Below are 14645 nucleotides of genomic sequence, written 5' to 3'. Positions count from 1 at the left end.
GACCGATCGCGCCGCGTCGGCTCAGGCGATCGATTCGACGTAAATCGGCAGGGGCGCGGGGTCCGCGCCTTCGATCTGGAAATAGCTGAGCCGGGCGGGCTGTCCCGCGCCCGCCAGCTCGAGCAGCTGGAAGCCACGGTTGTACCAGCCGTCCGTCAGGCCGAGCGTCAGGTCCGGCCGTTGCAGCGGCACCGGGAATTTCTGCGCGTAGGGCGCCTCGCCCGCCTGGACGGGGATCGCGCTGTGGCCCGCGCAGCGCCCCTTGGGCAGCGCCTTGAAGATCTGCGCGGCCTCGCCCTCGGCGTCGCCCTCGCCCGTCGGCCAGTCGGCCGGCCGATAGCCGTCCGCGAAAATGCCGAGATTGTGCTCGTGGCCCCAGAGCCACGCGGCCACCCGGTCGCCGAACATCGCGCCGAACTGCCGCCACAGCGCGGTGTCCACCCACGCGCGGTTGAAGTCGGCCGGGTCCGGCGCGCTCGATCCCGCCAACGGCCGCTGCGCGATGCCGCACACGTCGAGCGCCGAATACAGCTGGTGATGCGACAGCAGGATCGAACGGCCGGGGAAGCGCGTGAGCTTGTCGAGATGCCAGGCGACCTCGTCGGGGCGCACGAACACCTGATCGTCCGGCGCGGTGGTGTCGCGGCGCGGCAGGTCGGCGCGCGACGCGCGGCGGAAGTACGGATTGACGTCGGTGGGCCAGTGCGGGCTCGCCGCCGCGCCCGCCGTCTCGACCGGGCCGATGTGCAGCCGATCGAGCGTCGCCTGCTGCGCCGAGGCCGCGACGTTCATGTAGTGCCCGTGATAGCCGGTGTCGAGGCCGAGAAACTGCCAGCCGTCGTCGGCGCTGCGCAGGCAGAAATAGCTCGCGGCCTGCCGCTGCGCGGGCTGGTCGATCAGCGCGCCGGAATCGAGCGCCTGCAGGTACGCGACCGCGCCCGTGAAATACTCGTGATTGCCCGGCACCGTGAAGAACGGCACGCGCCGCCGCGCGCCGCGCAGCACCGCGCGCACCAGACCGACCAGCCGATGCTCGGTCTCGAAATGGGTGCCGGAGAAATAGACGTCGCCGAGATGCAGGATCGCGTCGGGCTCGAACTTCAGCGCGGCGACCAGCACCGCGGCGGCGACGTCCGTGCCGGTGCCGATGTCGCCGACGATCGCGATCCGCGCGCGCGACGGCAGCCGCCACTCGATCACGCCGTAGCCCAGGTCGCCGTTGCCGGGGCCGGGCGCCTGCCACGACCGGTACTGCGGCTCGCCGCCCTTGTGGAACGGGTACTGCCAGTAATACTTGTAGTACTGCACATACATCTGCTGCCACAGCGGATTGCCGAACTTGTACTGCTGCGTCTGCTGTTCCAGGTCGCGCTCGAGGTCGGCCGCGCCGGCGATGCGCGCATGCGCGCGCCGGTGATGCAGGTACGACAGATAGGCCTGCACCGCCGCTTCGTCGTCGCTGTCCGCCGCCGGCGCATCGAGCGGCAGGTTGTCGTGCATCGCGCGACAGTAGCGGTCGGTGGCGTCGACGAGCGGATGCCCGCAGTCGATCGCGGCGGCGGGATCGCGCGCCGCATCCAGCGAGCGCGCCAGCACCTCGGCCACGCACGACTTCCACAGCGCGAGATGCGGCGCCTCGAAATGTTCGATCGGCTTCATCGCGCCTCCGGTTCGCGCGGCGCGGCGCGCGAGGCGCGCGGGCGCGGAAACTGCAGGTTCAGGCAGCTGTCCTGCGTCAGGTCGAGTCCCGGCCAGTCGTCCCACAGCCCCGCCGGCAGCGCGAGCGGCCGCGCGGCCGCGCGCAGCACCGGCGTCGTCAGCGCGGCAAGCCCGTCGAGGGCCGCGCCGGGCTGCGCCTGCGCGCTCGGGCTGTGCGCCCACGCGACCGCGTAGTCGTTGCCGCAGCACACGAGCGCGCCGTCGATGCCTTCGGGCGGCTGCGCGCGCAGCGCCGACGCCCACGCAAAGGCCGCCGTCAGGAAGTCGGCCGCGCTCAGATCCACGCGGCGCGCGCCCACCACGTGCCCGACGCTGCCGATCATCCAGTCGGCCGGCCGCTCAAGCAGGAAGTACGGCTGTTCGGCCTGCAGCGCGCCGCCCAAGGCGACCGGCACTTCCGGCAGTTTGCTGCGCGCCATGTCGTACACGTCGCCGTGCAGGTTCTGGTAGATCCGCACCGCGATCGCCTTCTCCGCGCGATCGTGCGACTGCGGCGTCGCCCAGAACATCAGCGCGGTCTGGTCGGGCACGGCGGGCGGCTTGCCGTCCTGCGGCACCATCGCGGGCAGGTAGGCGCGCAGGCCGACGGGCGGTTGCAGCAACGCGCAGGCGGGCACGAACACGCTGCCGAGAAACTGCGCGAACTGCGCGTAGCCGAGCGCGGGAGACCGGAAGCCGCGCCACACGTACACCGCGTCGGGCGCGACGGGGAAGGATTCCCGGGGCGTGTTCATCCGCGTGCTTCCCGTTCGAACTGAAGGTTGAAGCTGCTGCCCGCGCGCACGTCCATGCCCGCCCATTCGTCCCACAGCCCGATCGGCAGGAAGGTCGGCGCCGGCGCGAACGCGGCGTTCCAGCCGCTCAGCAGCGGCTGCAGCAGCGGCACGCCGGTGGCGCCCTGCGCGGCGCCCACCGCGACCGGCCCCAGCTCCCAGTACACGAGGTAGTCGTCGCCCGCGCACGCGATCGCGCCGTCGAGCGGGACGCCGTTGCGGATCTCGGTCAGCGCCTTCGCGACCGACGCGCGGAACGACGCGGGATCGACGGCGGCCGGACGCGCCGCCACCACATGCCGGACCGCGCCGTGCATCCAGTCGGCCGGCTGGTCGAACAGATACACCGGTTGATCGGCCGTGAGCGAACCGGCGAACCGGACCGGGAAATCGGCGCGGCTCTGGTTGTCCTGCGTCAGATACACGCCGCCGTGCGTCAGCGTGTAGGTGCGCACCGCGAGCCGGGTGAAGCCGTTCCAGTACGTCGACTGCGACGCCCAGAACAGGATCGCCGTCTCGTCGGGCACCGCATCGGGCTTGCCCGGCAGCCCGGCCGGCACCGTCGGCGCGTACGCGCACAGGCCCGCGTCGATCTGCATCTTCACGGTGGCCGGCACGAACACCGTGCCGAGCTTGTTCATGAACTGGTCGAGCGCCAGCGCCGGCAGCCGGAAGCCGCGCCATACCCGCACCGCGTCGGGCGCGACGGCCCGCGGGGCGGCAAGATCCTGTCCGTTCATTGCGCTTCTCCCGATTCCGCAACGGTGGCCGGCCCGTCCGGGCGCAGCGCGGCGGCGGCGAACGGCACCGCCGGCCTGCCGGTCTTGACGACCGACTCGGCGACTTTCGCGAGCCAGCCGGCCGGCGGCGGCGTCTCGCTGGTCTTGCCGTAGCGGCATTCGCCGAGGAACTGCCAGTGCCGGTTCACGCAGAACTGACACGACCCCTGCGTGCGGCCCAGATAGCCGCCCGTCGCGGTGTCCTGCCAGGCGAGCTGACCGTGCGCGTACATATCCGCCAGCACCGACGCCATCAGCGCGTGCGGTTCGACATAGCCAGGCGCGAGCGCGCGGTAGGCGTCCGGGTACTGATGCGCGAGCCAGGCGCGCGCCGCGGCCGCCGCATCGGTGTCGGCCGGCAGCTGGATCGCGGTGTAGTCATTCGGGTAGTGGGGATCGGGCGGCACGACCGTGAAGCCGTTGGCCGGCACGAGCGCGGCGACGCAGGCCGGCTGCGCCTGCGCGAACGCCGCCCAGTCGGTCGGACTCAGCCGGTACTGCGCCAGAAAGTTGCTGTTGTACGAGAAGTGCGGCGTGATGACGAGCCGCGTGCGGTTCTGGTAGCGCTGGCCGTCGATCGTCGCGTCGATGTCGAGATAGGCCGGATGCGCCGGATCGGTGGTTTCGCGCAGCAGCGTGAAATCCTTGTCGGCCGGATGCGTCGAGATCGGCGGATCGCGCTTCACGTGCGCGCCGAACGCCGAATAGAACATGTTCCAGCTCGACTGGCTGACCACGTACAGCACCGCCGGCCGCGTCTGCACGATCTGCTTGATCGCCCACGCGTTGCGGCTCACGCAGTTGTCGACGATGGTCGCGATGCTCGCGGGGCTGCCGCCGAGAAAGCCCGCGTTCCAGTGCGGCGACGCGCACGCGACCATGTCCAGCTGGCAGACGTCCTCGCCGACGCGCAGCGACGCGCCCGGATGCCCCGCATGCCGCAGCACGCCCTCGAACTGGTCGAGCACCGGGACGAACTGCATGTAGTAGCCCTGCGGCTGCTGCAACACGTCGACCTGGATGCCCTCGGGCACCGAGACCTGCGCGACGAGCACGTCGCCTTTCTCGAAGCGGTTGCGCGGCGGGTACGGATCGAACAGCAGGACATACGGAAACGCGCCCTGCCTGCCCGGCACGGCGACCACCGTATCGACGGCGTCGCCGTCGTAGCGCACCGTGATGGTCCAGGCCGCGCTCGCGTCCGGGCGAAGCGCCGCCGTCACCACGCCGCCGCGCGGCGCGACGACCTGCCCTTCGGGGAGCAGGAAGCGCCGCACGAAGTCGAGATCCAGCTTCTCCTGGTAGACGGTCCGGTAGCGGTAGTACCACGCGTACTTCGCCCACGCGCTGGTGTCGTCGTCGGACGAGAAATCCGGATAGCACCATGCCGCGCCCGTCTGGCCCGGCAGGAACGCGGTCAGGTTCGGATTGATGCCGATCGTCATGATCGGCGCCTTGCGGCAGCCGTCGATCACCTCGCCGTTCGGGAACGCGGGCGGCCGCGTGCGGCCCTGCACCCAGCGCGACGCCCCGCCGTAGCCGCCGCTCGCCGCGTACGGCTGCTCGACGTCGAAATCGAACGCCGTATAGGGGCCGTAGGTGCGCTGCTTCAGATCCTCGGGCCAGAAGAACGAGCAGGTGCCGCATGCGCGCACCTGGAACGCCAGCTGGACTTCAAGCGGATCCTGCGCGTGCGCATCGTGAGACGCCGCGTGCCGCGCGGGACTGCGGCTCGGGTTGTAGACCGCCGAGCCTTCGCCCGCGATCGTCGCCCACGCGGCCAGCGCGCCGTTGTAGCTGGTATGCGTGCCGAACGTCGTGTAGATCAGCCCCGACCAGTCGGCGCGGGTGGCGTCGGCGATCGGCGCGCCGTGCCGGGTGCGGTTCGGAACGACCGGGTCCGAGATGTTGCGCACGCACGCAAAGCGCACGCCGAGCCGGTTCGCCTCCTGCGCGATGATCGCGTCGTCCATCTCCAGGCACGCGTACGCATCCGCGCGGCGGCCCTCCGCGATGTAGTAGAAATCCGTCGTGAGGAGCGGCGTGTCCTTGAGCGGCCGGATCGCCGGCGCGCCCAGACACTCCGGCCGCAGCGCGTCGTTGAGCAGATCCGCGAGCGTCAGCTCGCTCAATCCCGGATCGTTCGGATGCTGCGCCTTCAACTGGTCGAACAGGCGCTGCAGCGACTGCTGCGTCACGACCTCGTTCATCCGGAACAGCAGCTCGCGCTCCACGGCGCCGACCAGCGCCGTCGACGGATACCAGGTCGGGCAGCGCGCCATGTTGCCGTCGTCGGGGCTCGTCGTGTTCTGGGGCCGCTGCAGTTCGAGCAGCGTCGCGTTCGCGACGACCGTATCGCCGAGCCGCTGATCGGCGCGCGCCCCGCCCGCCGTGCCGATCGTATAGAGGCGGTCCGGCCGCGCATCCTCGACGATGCAGCGGACCATCGCCGCGAGGCCGTCCAGCCAGGGCGCATGCGCGAGATGCGCATTCGACTTGAACAGCAGCACGTTCCAGGGTCGCCCCGACCGGTCGACGATCCGCACCATCTGGAACAGCCCCCACAGCGCGCCCGACTGCGCGTCGGCCGCATACCCGGACGCGCCCCGGCAGTACGGCAGCCAGCCGTCGCGCCAGCCGTACTGCGAGGCGTCGCCTACCGTGTCGCTGTTCACGAACACGTGATCGAGCGCGAACCACTCGGCGCTCGTCCAGGTGATGATCACGATGTCGGCGCGCGGCAGCGGATCGTACGGCGTGCGCGCGCCCGACGCGATGCGCGCCGGCGCCTGCTGGCCGATCCTGCGCCAGTCGATGGGCGGCAGGCTCGGGCTCGCGCGCGGCACGACCTCGGGCACGACGTCGGTGTGGCGGGTCAGGATCGACGCGGGCGTGTCCGGCACGGGATTCGCATTCATGGCGAGGCTCCGGGAAGAAGAGGACAGCGGGTTGGGCGGCGCGGCAGGAGCGGCGGGGCGGCACGCGCGACGGGCGCGGCTAGGCCGCCGGCGCGGCGTGCGTCGCCTGGATCATCGCGAGCGCCTGCGCGCGGGTTCTGCCCGGCGGCGGAATGATCAGGTCCGTCTGCGACAGCGCCGTCCACAGCACCGGGTCCTGGAGCGCGATCGTGCCGCCGCCGCGCTTCTCCTGCGACACCATCCGGTTGATGTCGCCGACACACACCCAGTTGCCGGTCGTGGTGATGCCCCACTTCGCATGATCCTGGGTTTCCGGCCAGGCCCACGGCGCGCCGAGCTTGCGCAGATCGATGTACTTGATGTCGAAGGTCTTGTGCACGCCGTCGCTGTCGAGGATCGGCGGGATCTTGCCGCGGATCCAGGTTTCGACGTTCATGGTGGCGTCCAACGTGGGGCCGACGAGAGCGTTCCAGAAATCCTTGCCCCAATTGCGGTTCTTCGCGATCACCGTGAACGGCACGCCGCCGCGCGTACTGAGCGGCACCACGCTCGAATCGCCGGGCGTCGATACGCTGAGCGGCTGCGTGAGCACGTACAGCGGATGATCGGCCGGCAGGTTCGCGGTGCGCGGCAGGTACACCTGCGGCTGCTGGTTCAGCGCCATCTGCGCCGCCAGCTTGCCCGCCGTCGCGAGATCGAGGCTCAGGCACATGAAGGTCTGGCCGTAGATCGGCGTCGGCACGCCGGGTTCGGACGGGCTCGCGTACTTCGGCCACGAATGGAGCAGCCAGAAGGCGGAATCCGATGCGGTGTCGAAGGCGATGATGCCCTTCGTGTGGCCGAGCGTGTCGTTGTTGCTGCGATCCGCGCTGGACGGCATCTCGTCGTTGTAGAGCACCCAGCCGAACGTGCCGGCCGGATTGCCGAACACCGCGTCGAGCGTGTAGAACAGCGCGCCCTGCTTGTCGTTCATCAGGTTCGGCGATTTCGCGAGCGCGCCGACCGTACGGTCGTAATACGCGTACTCGTAGCCGGTGGCGCCCGCGCTGTCCGCGCTGCCCACGAGCTTCGGCACCTTGTAGGCAAACCACAGATCGACCGGCTGATTCTGTTCGTCGCGCGCTGAAATGCTCATGGTGTTCCCCGTTGCATCATGACGCCGCCGATGCGGCAATCGGCGTCCGGTACGACGGCGCGCCGCTCTTTCCAGTATTCCGGGCGCGCGCGATCGTCGCGCGGGGCCGGTGCGCGACGCCAGGTCCGGCATGCTCGGACACACAGCCGCCCCGCGCATGCCGGCCTACGCCGTTGCGTTCATTCGCTCGTCGCCCTATGCATGGGATTGCGCTTCGTCGAATACCGTCTCCAATCTATTTTTAATGGCTTTTTCATTGCCTAATGATCATTTTCAGGCAATGAAATCACGTATTGCGGGATCGCTTCGCTCTTGTCGAATCAGCATAGGACACGCTAATAAAAAGGGTAAGAATTTCATTCTCCGAACCGCAACGCGTGCTAAGTAGTTGCCTATGTAATTTAATATCACGCTCAATTTTCCGTATTTTTCTTTCAATATTTTTACGGTTTTTGAGTGAGAATATATATTTGAAATGTCGCTGTATCCGCCACGCGATTCATCTCATCGGCCAGGGCGGCGCGGCCGCCGTTGGCCACCGAGGCGCTCGACCCAGCCTTGCCCGCCCTGGCGGCATGCGTCGCTTTTCCCCAAAGGCGGCCGGCACGCCGCAGACAAGCCCCCGGTCGTGATCGTGAACGGCCGTTCGGAACCGGCAACGGTGCTGCGCTGGGCGCTGCAGCGGCTCGCGCAGGAATTCGGCGCGACCTCGATCGGCGCTCCCCTGATGGTTCGTCATCTCGTGCACATGATGCTGGTGCAAATCCTGCGGCTCCACGCGGACGCTCACGCGCACAGCGAGGCCACCTGGCTCGCGGCGGTCACCGACCCGCGCATCGCGACGGCGCTCGCGGCGATCCACGACGAACCCGCGCGGCGCTGGACCGTCGCCGATCTCGCGGCATGCTGCCATCTCTCGCGCTCGACGCTTGCGGCCCGCTTCAAGCAACAGATGAGTTTCGGCCCGCTGGAATACGTGCTGCGCTGGCGCATGCAGCTCGCGATACGGATGTTGCGCCGTTCGGATGCGTCCGTGTCCGTGGTCGCGCAATCGCCGGGCTACGATTCCGACAACGCATTCAGCCACGCTTTCAAACGAATCGTAGGCGGTTCGCCCCGGGATTTCCGATCCGGCGCGAGGGGGCAAGCGGGTTGAATCGCGTATTTCGCGGTTGCCGATCCGTCCTCGATCGCACCGCCACATCGCAAGCGCGAGGATTGGCCGGCATTCGTAAAATCCGCCCGATCTCCAGCTAACGCATTGAATGAAGCGCCTTGTCTCGAACGGCGATGCATCAAAATCCACGCCAACGACAAGCGTGAGCATCACCAGGGACCGGGAACCCGGCCCGACGGGATCGAGATGAAATATACCGGAACAGTGCGCACAGGCGCTGGAACGCGCGCTGCCTTTCCACTCGCACGACAGCACGGAGTTCGCGGATGACGAGGCAACTGGCGCGTCGAGCACGGATACGCTTGCCAGCCTGATCAGGCAAAAACGCTACGCAGCAGTCAGATCACACATCGACGATCTGATCGTTGTGATGGATAACGCCGCCTGCATCGCGCTGAAGACACTCATCGACTCAACGCCCTGCCTCCCCCGCCTGCTGGATCCATGTGACGGCGCGCCTCCCGTTTATGCGAATAAACGCTACAGGTATATTTCAACGTCGGCCGATCTATATCGCATCACTGAATTTCTCGATAGCTTGCCGGCCTTGTCTGGGGATTGACCTCGTTTCACGGAAAGGAGGCCGCCCGTATCGGCGGAGGCATCTGTATTGCCGCCCTATCGGCGCGACCACGCCGAAGCCGTCGACGGCCCGGTTGGGCCGTTCCGTGATGTCTTGCCCGACGCGGCGCCGGAACACCGGCGCCTGCCGCGAATCCGGGCGGCACCGGGAGATTCGGCGGCCGGGCCGATCCTCCACCAGCCCGGCAAGGAAGCCGGGCCGCCGAATATCACGCTGATCGATCAGGCGAAGGCTCGTCCCCCCAGGCGGATTCCCTCGCGAATGCCGCCACGCCTCGACAACCCGCTTTCCCGCTTCCGACGATGCGGCGCACGCTGCCGTGCTGCGCTGTCGCGCACGTCCGCGCCACGCGACCGACGCCGCGCACCGGATATCGGTGATTTACCCGACGCGGACGCGGCGTCCACCTGAAATAATCGCGGCCCATGCTTCATCGATCCGATGCACGAACGCGGCCTGCACCGATCCGCGCCGCTGTGTCACGCCATCCGTCAGTCATCCGAATCGTACCGAACACCGCCATGAACGCTCACCGCATGCGCCCGCACCGAACGACCGCCCGCTGCTACACGCCGCGCCGGTCGCACGTCCCGCCTCGTCGCGACGTTTCTTTCCTGACACGATCATGACCATGTACGGATCTCTCTCCTATGCCGACGGGCACGGTGCGCCCCGCGCGCCGAAGATCACGGTATCCGGCCCGATGTTGCCCGCCGGCCCCTATGCTCCGCCCGTACACGATCCGCGCACCTGTGCCCCGCCGCCCGCAGCCGCCCCCGCTCCCGAACCGGCGGACACCCGACGCTTCGTGGCCCCGCCCGACCTCCCGACCTGGACGGGCTTCGACGGGATGCGCTTCGATTTCAATGACGGTTGCCGCATCGCGTTGCCGGACGGGGAATGGACCGTGCGCCTTCGCGATGGGCAGACCGACACGATGCTGTTCGACACGCGCATCGGCGCGGGCCAGGTCACGAGCACGAAAAAGCATTTCGTGCCGTTCTCGATCGAAATCGACGCGGGGGCGCGGCGCGTGTTCGAACACCGGTTCGACGCGCGCGACAAGCCGGTGCTGATGCAGTTCCAGGCGGACCGTCCCGGCGAAGCCCTCGGCTGGTTCAGCTATGCGGTGCAGTTCCAGCGTCGGCACCACTGCCGGCTCACCTGCTCGATGCCGGAACCCTTGCTTGCGCTGTTGAAGCCCGGCTATCCCGACATCGCATTCGTGACGCCCGATGACGTCAGGCCCGAGCAGTACTACGCGACCTATCGGCTCGGGCGCTTCGGCGGCGCGCAGGCGCACGCCTATCAGCCGAGCCCGCCGCAGCTCGTCGGCATGCATCGCAGCGCCGCGTACATGCTCGGCGTCGAGCCGCGTGAAACGCCGCCGCGCATCGCGCTCGCGCACGACAGCCGACCGCTCGCGCGCCGCTATGTCTGCGTCGCCGCGCAAAGCGCGTGGCGCGCCGCGCGCTGGGAACGGCCGGGAGGCTGGCACGCGTTGCTGCGGTGCCTGACGGACGCCGGCTACGACGTCGTCTGCATCGATTCCCCGTCGCCCGCCCTCGTGGACGAAAGCAGCGTGCTCGCGCGCTACGCGCACGGCTTGCCACCCGACCTGCCGTGGGTCGAACGTGCGCGCTGGCTGCGCCATGCCGAATGCTTCATCGGCGTGCCGGGCGACCTGCCCTGGCTCGCGTGGGCGGTCGGCACGCCGACCGTGCTGATCGGCGGCGTCACCCACCCGGTCAGCGAGTTCGGCACGGCCCACCGGGTCATGAACGGACACGCCTGCAACAGCTGCTGGAACGATCCCGGCGCGGCGTTCGACGAAGCCGACCCGTCGTCGTGCCCGCGCCACGCGGGAACCCTGCGCCAGTTCGAATGCGCGCGGCTCATCAGCGTCGAGCAGGTCAAGCACGTGCTGCGCGCGATTCCCGGCATCGCCTGCTGAGTGCCGGAACCGTCCCTCGCCCCGCCCCTTTCGCTTCATCCCATCGCCATGAGATATCGCTGCTGTTCTTTCTCCCGTCACGAAGCAGGCACGAGGCGCGCCGCTTCACCCCCTCGATCGCGACGGCTCGCGCGCCTCGTCTGTTCGTCCATCGCGCCGCTGGCGCTCGGCTTCGCGGCCGACGCGTGCGCCGTCGTCCCCGGGCCCGGCGATCCGCGCGCGGATCTGCTCGCGGCCATCCGGGGCGGCGTCGCCTTGCGACCGGTGAACAGCGCGCAGCCCGGATCCAGGCCGGCAACCCGCGTGCCGCCCGCATCCCATGATCTGGCCAGCGTGCTGCGGAACGCGCTCGAGTCGCGCCGTGAGTTCCTCGAACCCTCAATGCCCTCGACGCCCTCGACCCCCGGGTCGCCGATCGATCCGGGATGGTTCGACAGCGAGGACCCCGCGTCCTCGCCGCCGCCGTCGAGACACACGCCCCACGGGCCTGCCTCTCCTCACCCCGCGTCGCCGCACGCCTTCACGCAGCCGCCGACCGGATCGGGGCGGCCGTCCCCGGCCCCCGCGACGTTCCCGCCCGATTCCCCGTCGCCCGCACACGCGTCCGTGGTCACGACGCCGGCCGCTTCGCATCGCGCCCCCGTGCCGCCGCCCCTGCCGGGCGGGTCCGGACGCCCGCCGTCCGTGCATGCAACCGTGGTCAACACGCCCGTCGCGTCGATCCACAGCCCCGTGCCGCCTCCGCCTGCTTGGCCCGATCCGCCTTCGTCCCTGCATGCGTCCGTAGCCAACACGCCCGCCGCGTCGATCCACAGTCCCATGCCGCCTCCGCCTGCTTGGCCCGATCCGCCTTCGTCCCTGCATGCGTCCGTAGCCAACACGCCCGCCGCGTCGATCCACAGTCCCATGCCGCCTCCCGCGTCGAGCGGTTCCGGACTGCCGCCTGCATCTCCTTGGCCCGATCCCCCGTCACCCTTGCACGCATCCGCGGCCAACACGCCGGACGCGTCACCGCACAACGCCATGCCGCCTCCCGCGTCGCGCGGTTCCGGACTGCCGCCTGCATCTCCTTGGCCCGATCCCCCGTCACCCTTGCACGCATCCGCGGCCAACACGCCGGACGCGTCACCGCACAACGCCATGCCGCCTCCCGCGTCGCGCGGTTCCGGACTGCCGCCTGCATCCCCTTGGCCCGATCCCCCGTCGCCCTTGCACGCATCCGCGACCAACACGCCGGACGCGTCACCGCACAACGCCATGCCGCCTCCCGCGTCGCGCGGTTCCGAACTGCCGCCTGCATCCCCTTGGCCCGATCCCCCGTCGCCCTTGCACGCATCCGCGACCAACACGCCGGACGCGTCACCGCACAACGCCATGCCGCCTCCCGCGTCGCGCGGTTCCGGACTGCCGTCTGCATCCCCTTGGCCCGATTCCCCGTCGCCCTTGCACGCATCCGCGGCCAACACGCCGGACGCGTCACCGCACAGCCCCGCGCCGCCTCCCGCGCCAAGCGGAGCCGAACTGCCGCCTTCACCCGCATGGCCCGATCCGCCCTCGCCACTGCCGGCCTCCGCCACGACCACTCCGGCCGCCTCGCCGCCCGTCGCCCCCGCGGCGGGACGCCCCGCCTTCGTCCTGCGCGATCCGCCGCGGGTGCCATCGTGGCGGCGAAGCCCGCGCACCGCCCCGTCGCCCGCGCCGTCGGCTGCCTCCCAACCCGCCGCACCGGCGCGCGACGCCACGTCGTTCGTTGCGATCCACTCGACCTCCGGGCCGCCCTCGGCGACAGGCGAGCACGCGATCGCCGTCGGCGCGCATGCAAGCGCCGGGGCACAGGACGCCTTCGCGGGCGGGCGGCATGCACGCGCGGATGGCGCGCGCTCGCTCGCCCTGGGCGCGGACGCGCACGCCTCCGGGCAGCGCGCCGTCGCGCTCGGCGCGGGCGCGGTCGCGGACCGCGACAACACGGTCTCCGTCGGTCGGCCCGGCGACGAACGCCAGATTGCGCACATCGCCGCGGGCACGCACGGCACCGACGCCGTGAATGTCGCGCAGCTCGGCGCGGCCATGTCGAACGCGCGCACCTATACCGAGCAACGCCTCGGCGACCTGCAACACAGCATCACCGAGACGGCGCGCAACGCCTATTCCGGCGTCGCCGGCGCGGCCGCGCTGGCGATGCTGCCCGACGTCGATCGCGACAAGACCCTGTCGATCGGCGTGGGCGGCGCGGTCTACAAGGGCCATCGCGCCGTTGCGCTCGGCGGCACCGCGCGCATCGGCGAGAACCTCAAGATCAAGGCCGGCGTCGCGCTGAGCGCCGGCGGCAACACGGTCGGCATCGGAATGAGCTGGCAATGGTGATCGCCGCCCGCGCACGGCCCCCCTCGAACCCTGTCAAGAAGGCATACCCCATGACGCCATCCCGCCCCCTTCCCTGGATGCTCGCCGCGCTCGTCGCGTCGGCCGTCGGCCTGGGCGGCTGCGAACGCGCCGCCCCCGACGCGGCGCGCGGCGGTCCGCCCGACGTCGCCAGCGATGCGTCGGCCACGGCGCAGCGGCCCATCTACATGGACGAGTTCAACGACACGCTCCGTTCGATGGAAGGGCCATGCAACGACGGCCATATCCAGCACGGCTGGGGCCTCTTCGACACGATCGAGGCTCCGCCGCGCGTCGACGCCCCGACCCTGCTCACGTGACGCGTCGCCGCTCCAGCGCACTCGCGCATCGATGGCTCCACGTCGTCGCGGCGGGCGAGAGCCGGCCGTCTCCGCAGATCCCCCTCCGCGCCGGTCAGCGCGTCAGACGCGTCAGACGCGTCAGACGTATCAGGCGCAGCGCGCGCCGCATCGCCCCGCGCGCGGACACGCCGTCACGCCCATAACGTCTCCACCTTCTGCGCGCCGAAGTAATAGCCGATGCCGCGTTCGGTGCGGATCAGCGCCGGCTGCTTCGGATTGCGCTCGATCTTCCGGCGCAGGCGCCAGATCTGCATATCGATGGCCCGATCGAACACGTCGTCGCACGCACGCGTGCATTCGAGCAACTGGGTGCGCGTGACGATGCGCGACGGCGAACCGAGGAAACATGCGAGCAGGTTGAACTCGCTGACGGTCAGCGGCACCTCCCGCGCGTCGCGCGACGACAGACGCCGCGTCTCCAGGTCCAGGGTCCAGCCGTCGAACTGGTACGCGCGCGGACGCCTGCTGCGCACCGGCGTCGCGGACGGCCCGGTCCGCCGCCACAGCGCGCGCATGCGGGCCAGCACCTCGCGCAGCGAATAGGGCTTCGCCAGATAATCGTCCGCGCCGAACTCGAGGCCCATGATGCGATCCGCTTCCTCGTTGCGGCCCGTCAGGCAGATGAGCGGAAAGCGATACGAATCGCGCCAGCCCAGCAGGATGTCGATGCCGTCGCCGTCGGGCAGGCCGAGATCGAGCAGCACCATGTCGTAGTCGCGCCGCGCCACCGAAGCGACCGCGTCGGCCGCGGTCCCGACGCCGTCCACGGTCATCCCGTGACCCGCGAGGTAGTGGCAAAGCAGGCGCCGCATCGGCGCCTCATCCTCGACGACGAGCACGGCCGCCATTTTCATCGTATCCAT

At 69.8% G+C, this 14645-nt stretch carries 13 protein-coding genes; 5 read left to right on the top strand and 8 right to left on the bottom strand.

Annotated elements, in window-relative coordinates; translation table 11 throughout:
* Positions 1-21 precede the first annotated feature (21 nt).
* The 5 genes from Bsp3421_RS01245 to Bsp3421_RS01225 form a co-directional block, all read right to left on the bottom strand.
* On the bottom strand, positions 22-1659 hold the full coding sequence (locus Bsp3421_RS01245) for a metallophosphoesterase family protein (protein WP_273995407.1): 1638 nt from the start codon (positions 1657-1659) through the stop codon (positions 22-24).
* Positions 1656-2453: a hypothetical protein gene (locus Bsp3421_RS01240; RefSeq protein ID WP_273995406.1), complete on the bottom strand. Its 798-nt coding sequence runs from the start codon at positions 2451-2453 to the stop codon at positions 1656-1658. The genes Bsp3421_RS01245 and Bsp3421_RS01240 overlap by 4 nt, the downstream gene beginning before the upstream one ends.
* The gene (locus tag Bsp3421_RS01235) at positions 2450-3232 is read right to left on the bottom strand and encodes a hypothetical protein (RefSeq protein WP_273995405.1); all 783 of its coding nucleotides are present in this window, start codon (positions 3230-3232) and stop codon (positions 2450-2452) included. The genes Bsp3421_RS01240 and Bsp3421_RS01235 overlap by 4 nt, the downstream gene beginning before the upstream one ends.
* On the bottom strand, positions 3229-6189 hold the full coding sequence (locus tag Bsp3421_RS01230) for a phosphorylase family protein (protein WP_273995404.1): 2961 nt from the start codon (positions 6187-6189) through the stop codon (positions 3229-3231). The genes Bsp3421_RS01235 and Bsp3421_RS01230 overlap by 4 nt, the downstream gene beginning before the upstream one ends.
* 79 nt (positions 6190-6268) lie before the next feature.
* A complete protein-coding gene (locus tag Bsp3421_RS01225) occupies positions 6269-7324 on the bottom strand; it encodes a deoxyribonuclease II family protein (RefSeq protein ID WP_273995403.1) in 1056 nt (351 codons plus the stop codon).
* A 475-nt stretch (positions 7325-7799) separates the two neighbouring features.
* On the opposite strand from Bsp3421_RS01225, the gene Bsp3421_RS01220 reads away from it, so the two are divergent.
* The 3 genes from Bsp3421_RS01220 (at position 7800) to Bsp3421_RS01210 (ending at position 11038) form a co-directional block, all read left to right on the top strand.
* Entirely contained in the window at positions 7800-8480 is a 681-nt protein-coding gene (locus Bsp3421_RS01220) for a helix-turn-helix transcriptional regulator (protein WP_273995402.1), read from the top strand.
* A 631-nt stretch (positions 8481-9111) separates the two neighbouring features.
* Positions 9112-9495, top strand: a complete 384-nt coding sequence (locus tag Bsp3421_RS01215; RefSeq protein ID WP_273995401.1) for a hypothetical protein — start codon at positions 9112-9114, stop codon at positions 9493-9495.
* Positions 9496-9715: 220 nt separating this feature from the next.
* Complete coding sequence (locus Bsp3421_RS01210) at positions 9716-11038, top strand: autotransporter strand-loop-strand O-heptosyltransferase (RefSeq protein ID WP_273995399.1); 1323 nt, start codon at positions 9716-9718, stop codon at positions 11036-11038.
* Between the two features lie 77 nt (positions 11039-11115).
* Here the strand turns inward: Bsp3421_RS01210 and Bsp3421_RS01205 are convergent, their stop codons facing one another.
* Both Bsp3421_RS01205 and Bsp3421_RS01200 read right to left on the bottom strand, forming a co-directional pair.
* On the bottom strand, positions 11116-11514 hold the full coding sequence (locus Bsp3421_RS01205) for a hypothetical protein (protein WP_273995398.1): 399 nt from the start codon (positions 11512-11514) through the stop codon (positions 11116-11118).
* A 21-nt stretch (positions 11515-11535) separates the two neighbouring features.
* Positions 11536-11859, bottom strand: coding sequence for a hypothetical protein (locus tag Bsp3421_RS01200; RefSeq protein WP_273995397.1), 324 nt, complete (start codon positions 11857-11859; stop codon positions 11536-11538).
* 832 nt (positions 11860-12691) lie between these two features.
* Here Bsp3421_RS01200 and Bsp3421_RS01195 point away from each other — a divergent pair.
* Together Bsp3421_RS01195 and Bsp3421_RS01190 are read left to right on the top strand one after the other, a co-directional pair.
* Positions 12692-13402: a YadA family autotransporter adhesin gene (locus Bsp3421_RS01195; protein WP_273995396.1), complete on the top strand. Its 711-nt coding sequence runs from the start codon at positions 12692-12694 to the stop codon at positions 13400-13402.
* 50 nt (positions 13403-13452) lie between these two features.
* Entirely contained in the window at positions 13453-13740 is a 288-nt protein-coding gene (locus tag Bsp3421_RS01190) for a hypothetical protein (RefSeq protein ID WP_273995394.1), read from the top strand.
* Positions 13741-13913: 173 nt separating this feature from the next.
* Here the strand turns inward: Bsp3421_RS01190 and Bsp3421_RS01185 are convergent, their stop codons facing one another.
* A complete protein-coding gene (locus tag Bsp3421_RS01185) occupies positions 13914-14645 on the bottom strand; it encodes a response regulator transcription factor (RefSeq protein ID WP_273995393.1) in 732 nt (243 codons plus the stop codon).

The organism is Burkholderia sp. FERM BP-3421 (genome assembly GCF_028657905.1).
Classification (GTDB): domain Bacteria; phylum Pseudomonadota; class Gammaproteobacteria; order Burkholderiales; family Burkholderiaceae; genus Burkholderia.
The sequence above is the reverse complement of the archived record's forward strand: the minus strand, read 5'-3'. Positions and strand labels throughout refer to the sequence as shown.

Excerpts from the sequence above, each read along its gene's own strand:
- Bsp3421_RS01245 (WP_273995407.1), bottom strand. The coding sequence starts at position 1,659 with ATGAAGCCGATCGAACATTTCGAGGCGCCGCATCTCGCGCTGTGGAAG.
- Bsp3421_RS01240 (WP_273995406.1), bottom strand. The coding sequence starts at position 2,453 with ATGAACACGCCCCGGGAATCCTTCCCCGTCGCGCCCGACGCGGTGTAC.
- Bsp3421_RS01235 (WP_273995405.1), bottom strand. The coding sequence starts at position 3,232 with ATGAACGGACAGGATCTTGCCGCCCCGCGGGCCGTCGCGCCCGACGCG.
- Bsp3421_RS01230 (WP_273995404.1), bottom strand. The coding sequence starts at position 6,189 with ATGAATGCGAATCCCGTGCCGGACACGCCCGCGTCGATCCTGACCCGC.
- Bsp3421_RS01225 (WP_273995403.1), bottom strand. The coding sequence starts at position 7,324 with ATGAGCATTTCAGCGCGCGACGAACAGAATCAGCCGGTCGATCTGTGG.
- Bsp3421_RS01220 (WP_273995402.1), top strand. The coding sequence starts at position 7,800 with ATGTCGCTGTATCCGCCACGCGATTCATCTCATCGGCCAGGGCGGCGC.
- Bsp3421_RS01210 (WP_273995399.1), top strand. The coding sequence starts at position 9,716 with ATGTACGGATCTCTCTCCTATGCCGACGGGCACGGTGCGCCCCGCGCG.
- Bsp3421_RS01200 (WP_273995397.1), bottom strand. The coding sequence starts at position 11,859 with ATGGGACTGTGGATCGACGCGGCGGGCGTGTTGGCTACGGACGCATGC.
- Bsp3421_RS01190 (WP_273995394.1), top strand. The coding sequence starts at position 13,453 with ATGACGCCATCCCGCCCCCTTCCCTGGATGCTCGCCGCGCTCGTCGCG.
- Bsp3421_RS01185 (WP_273995393.1), bottom strand. The coding sequence starts at position 14,645 with ATGGATACGATGAAAATGGCGGCCGTGCTCGTCGTCGAGGATGAGGCG.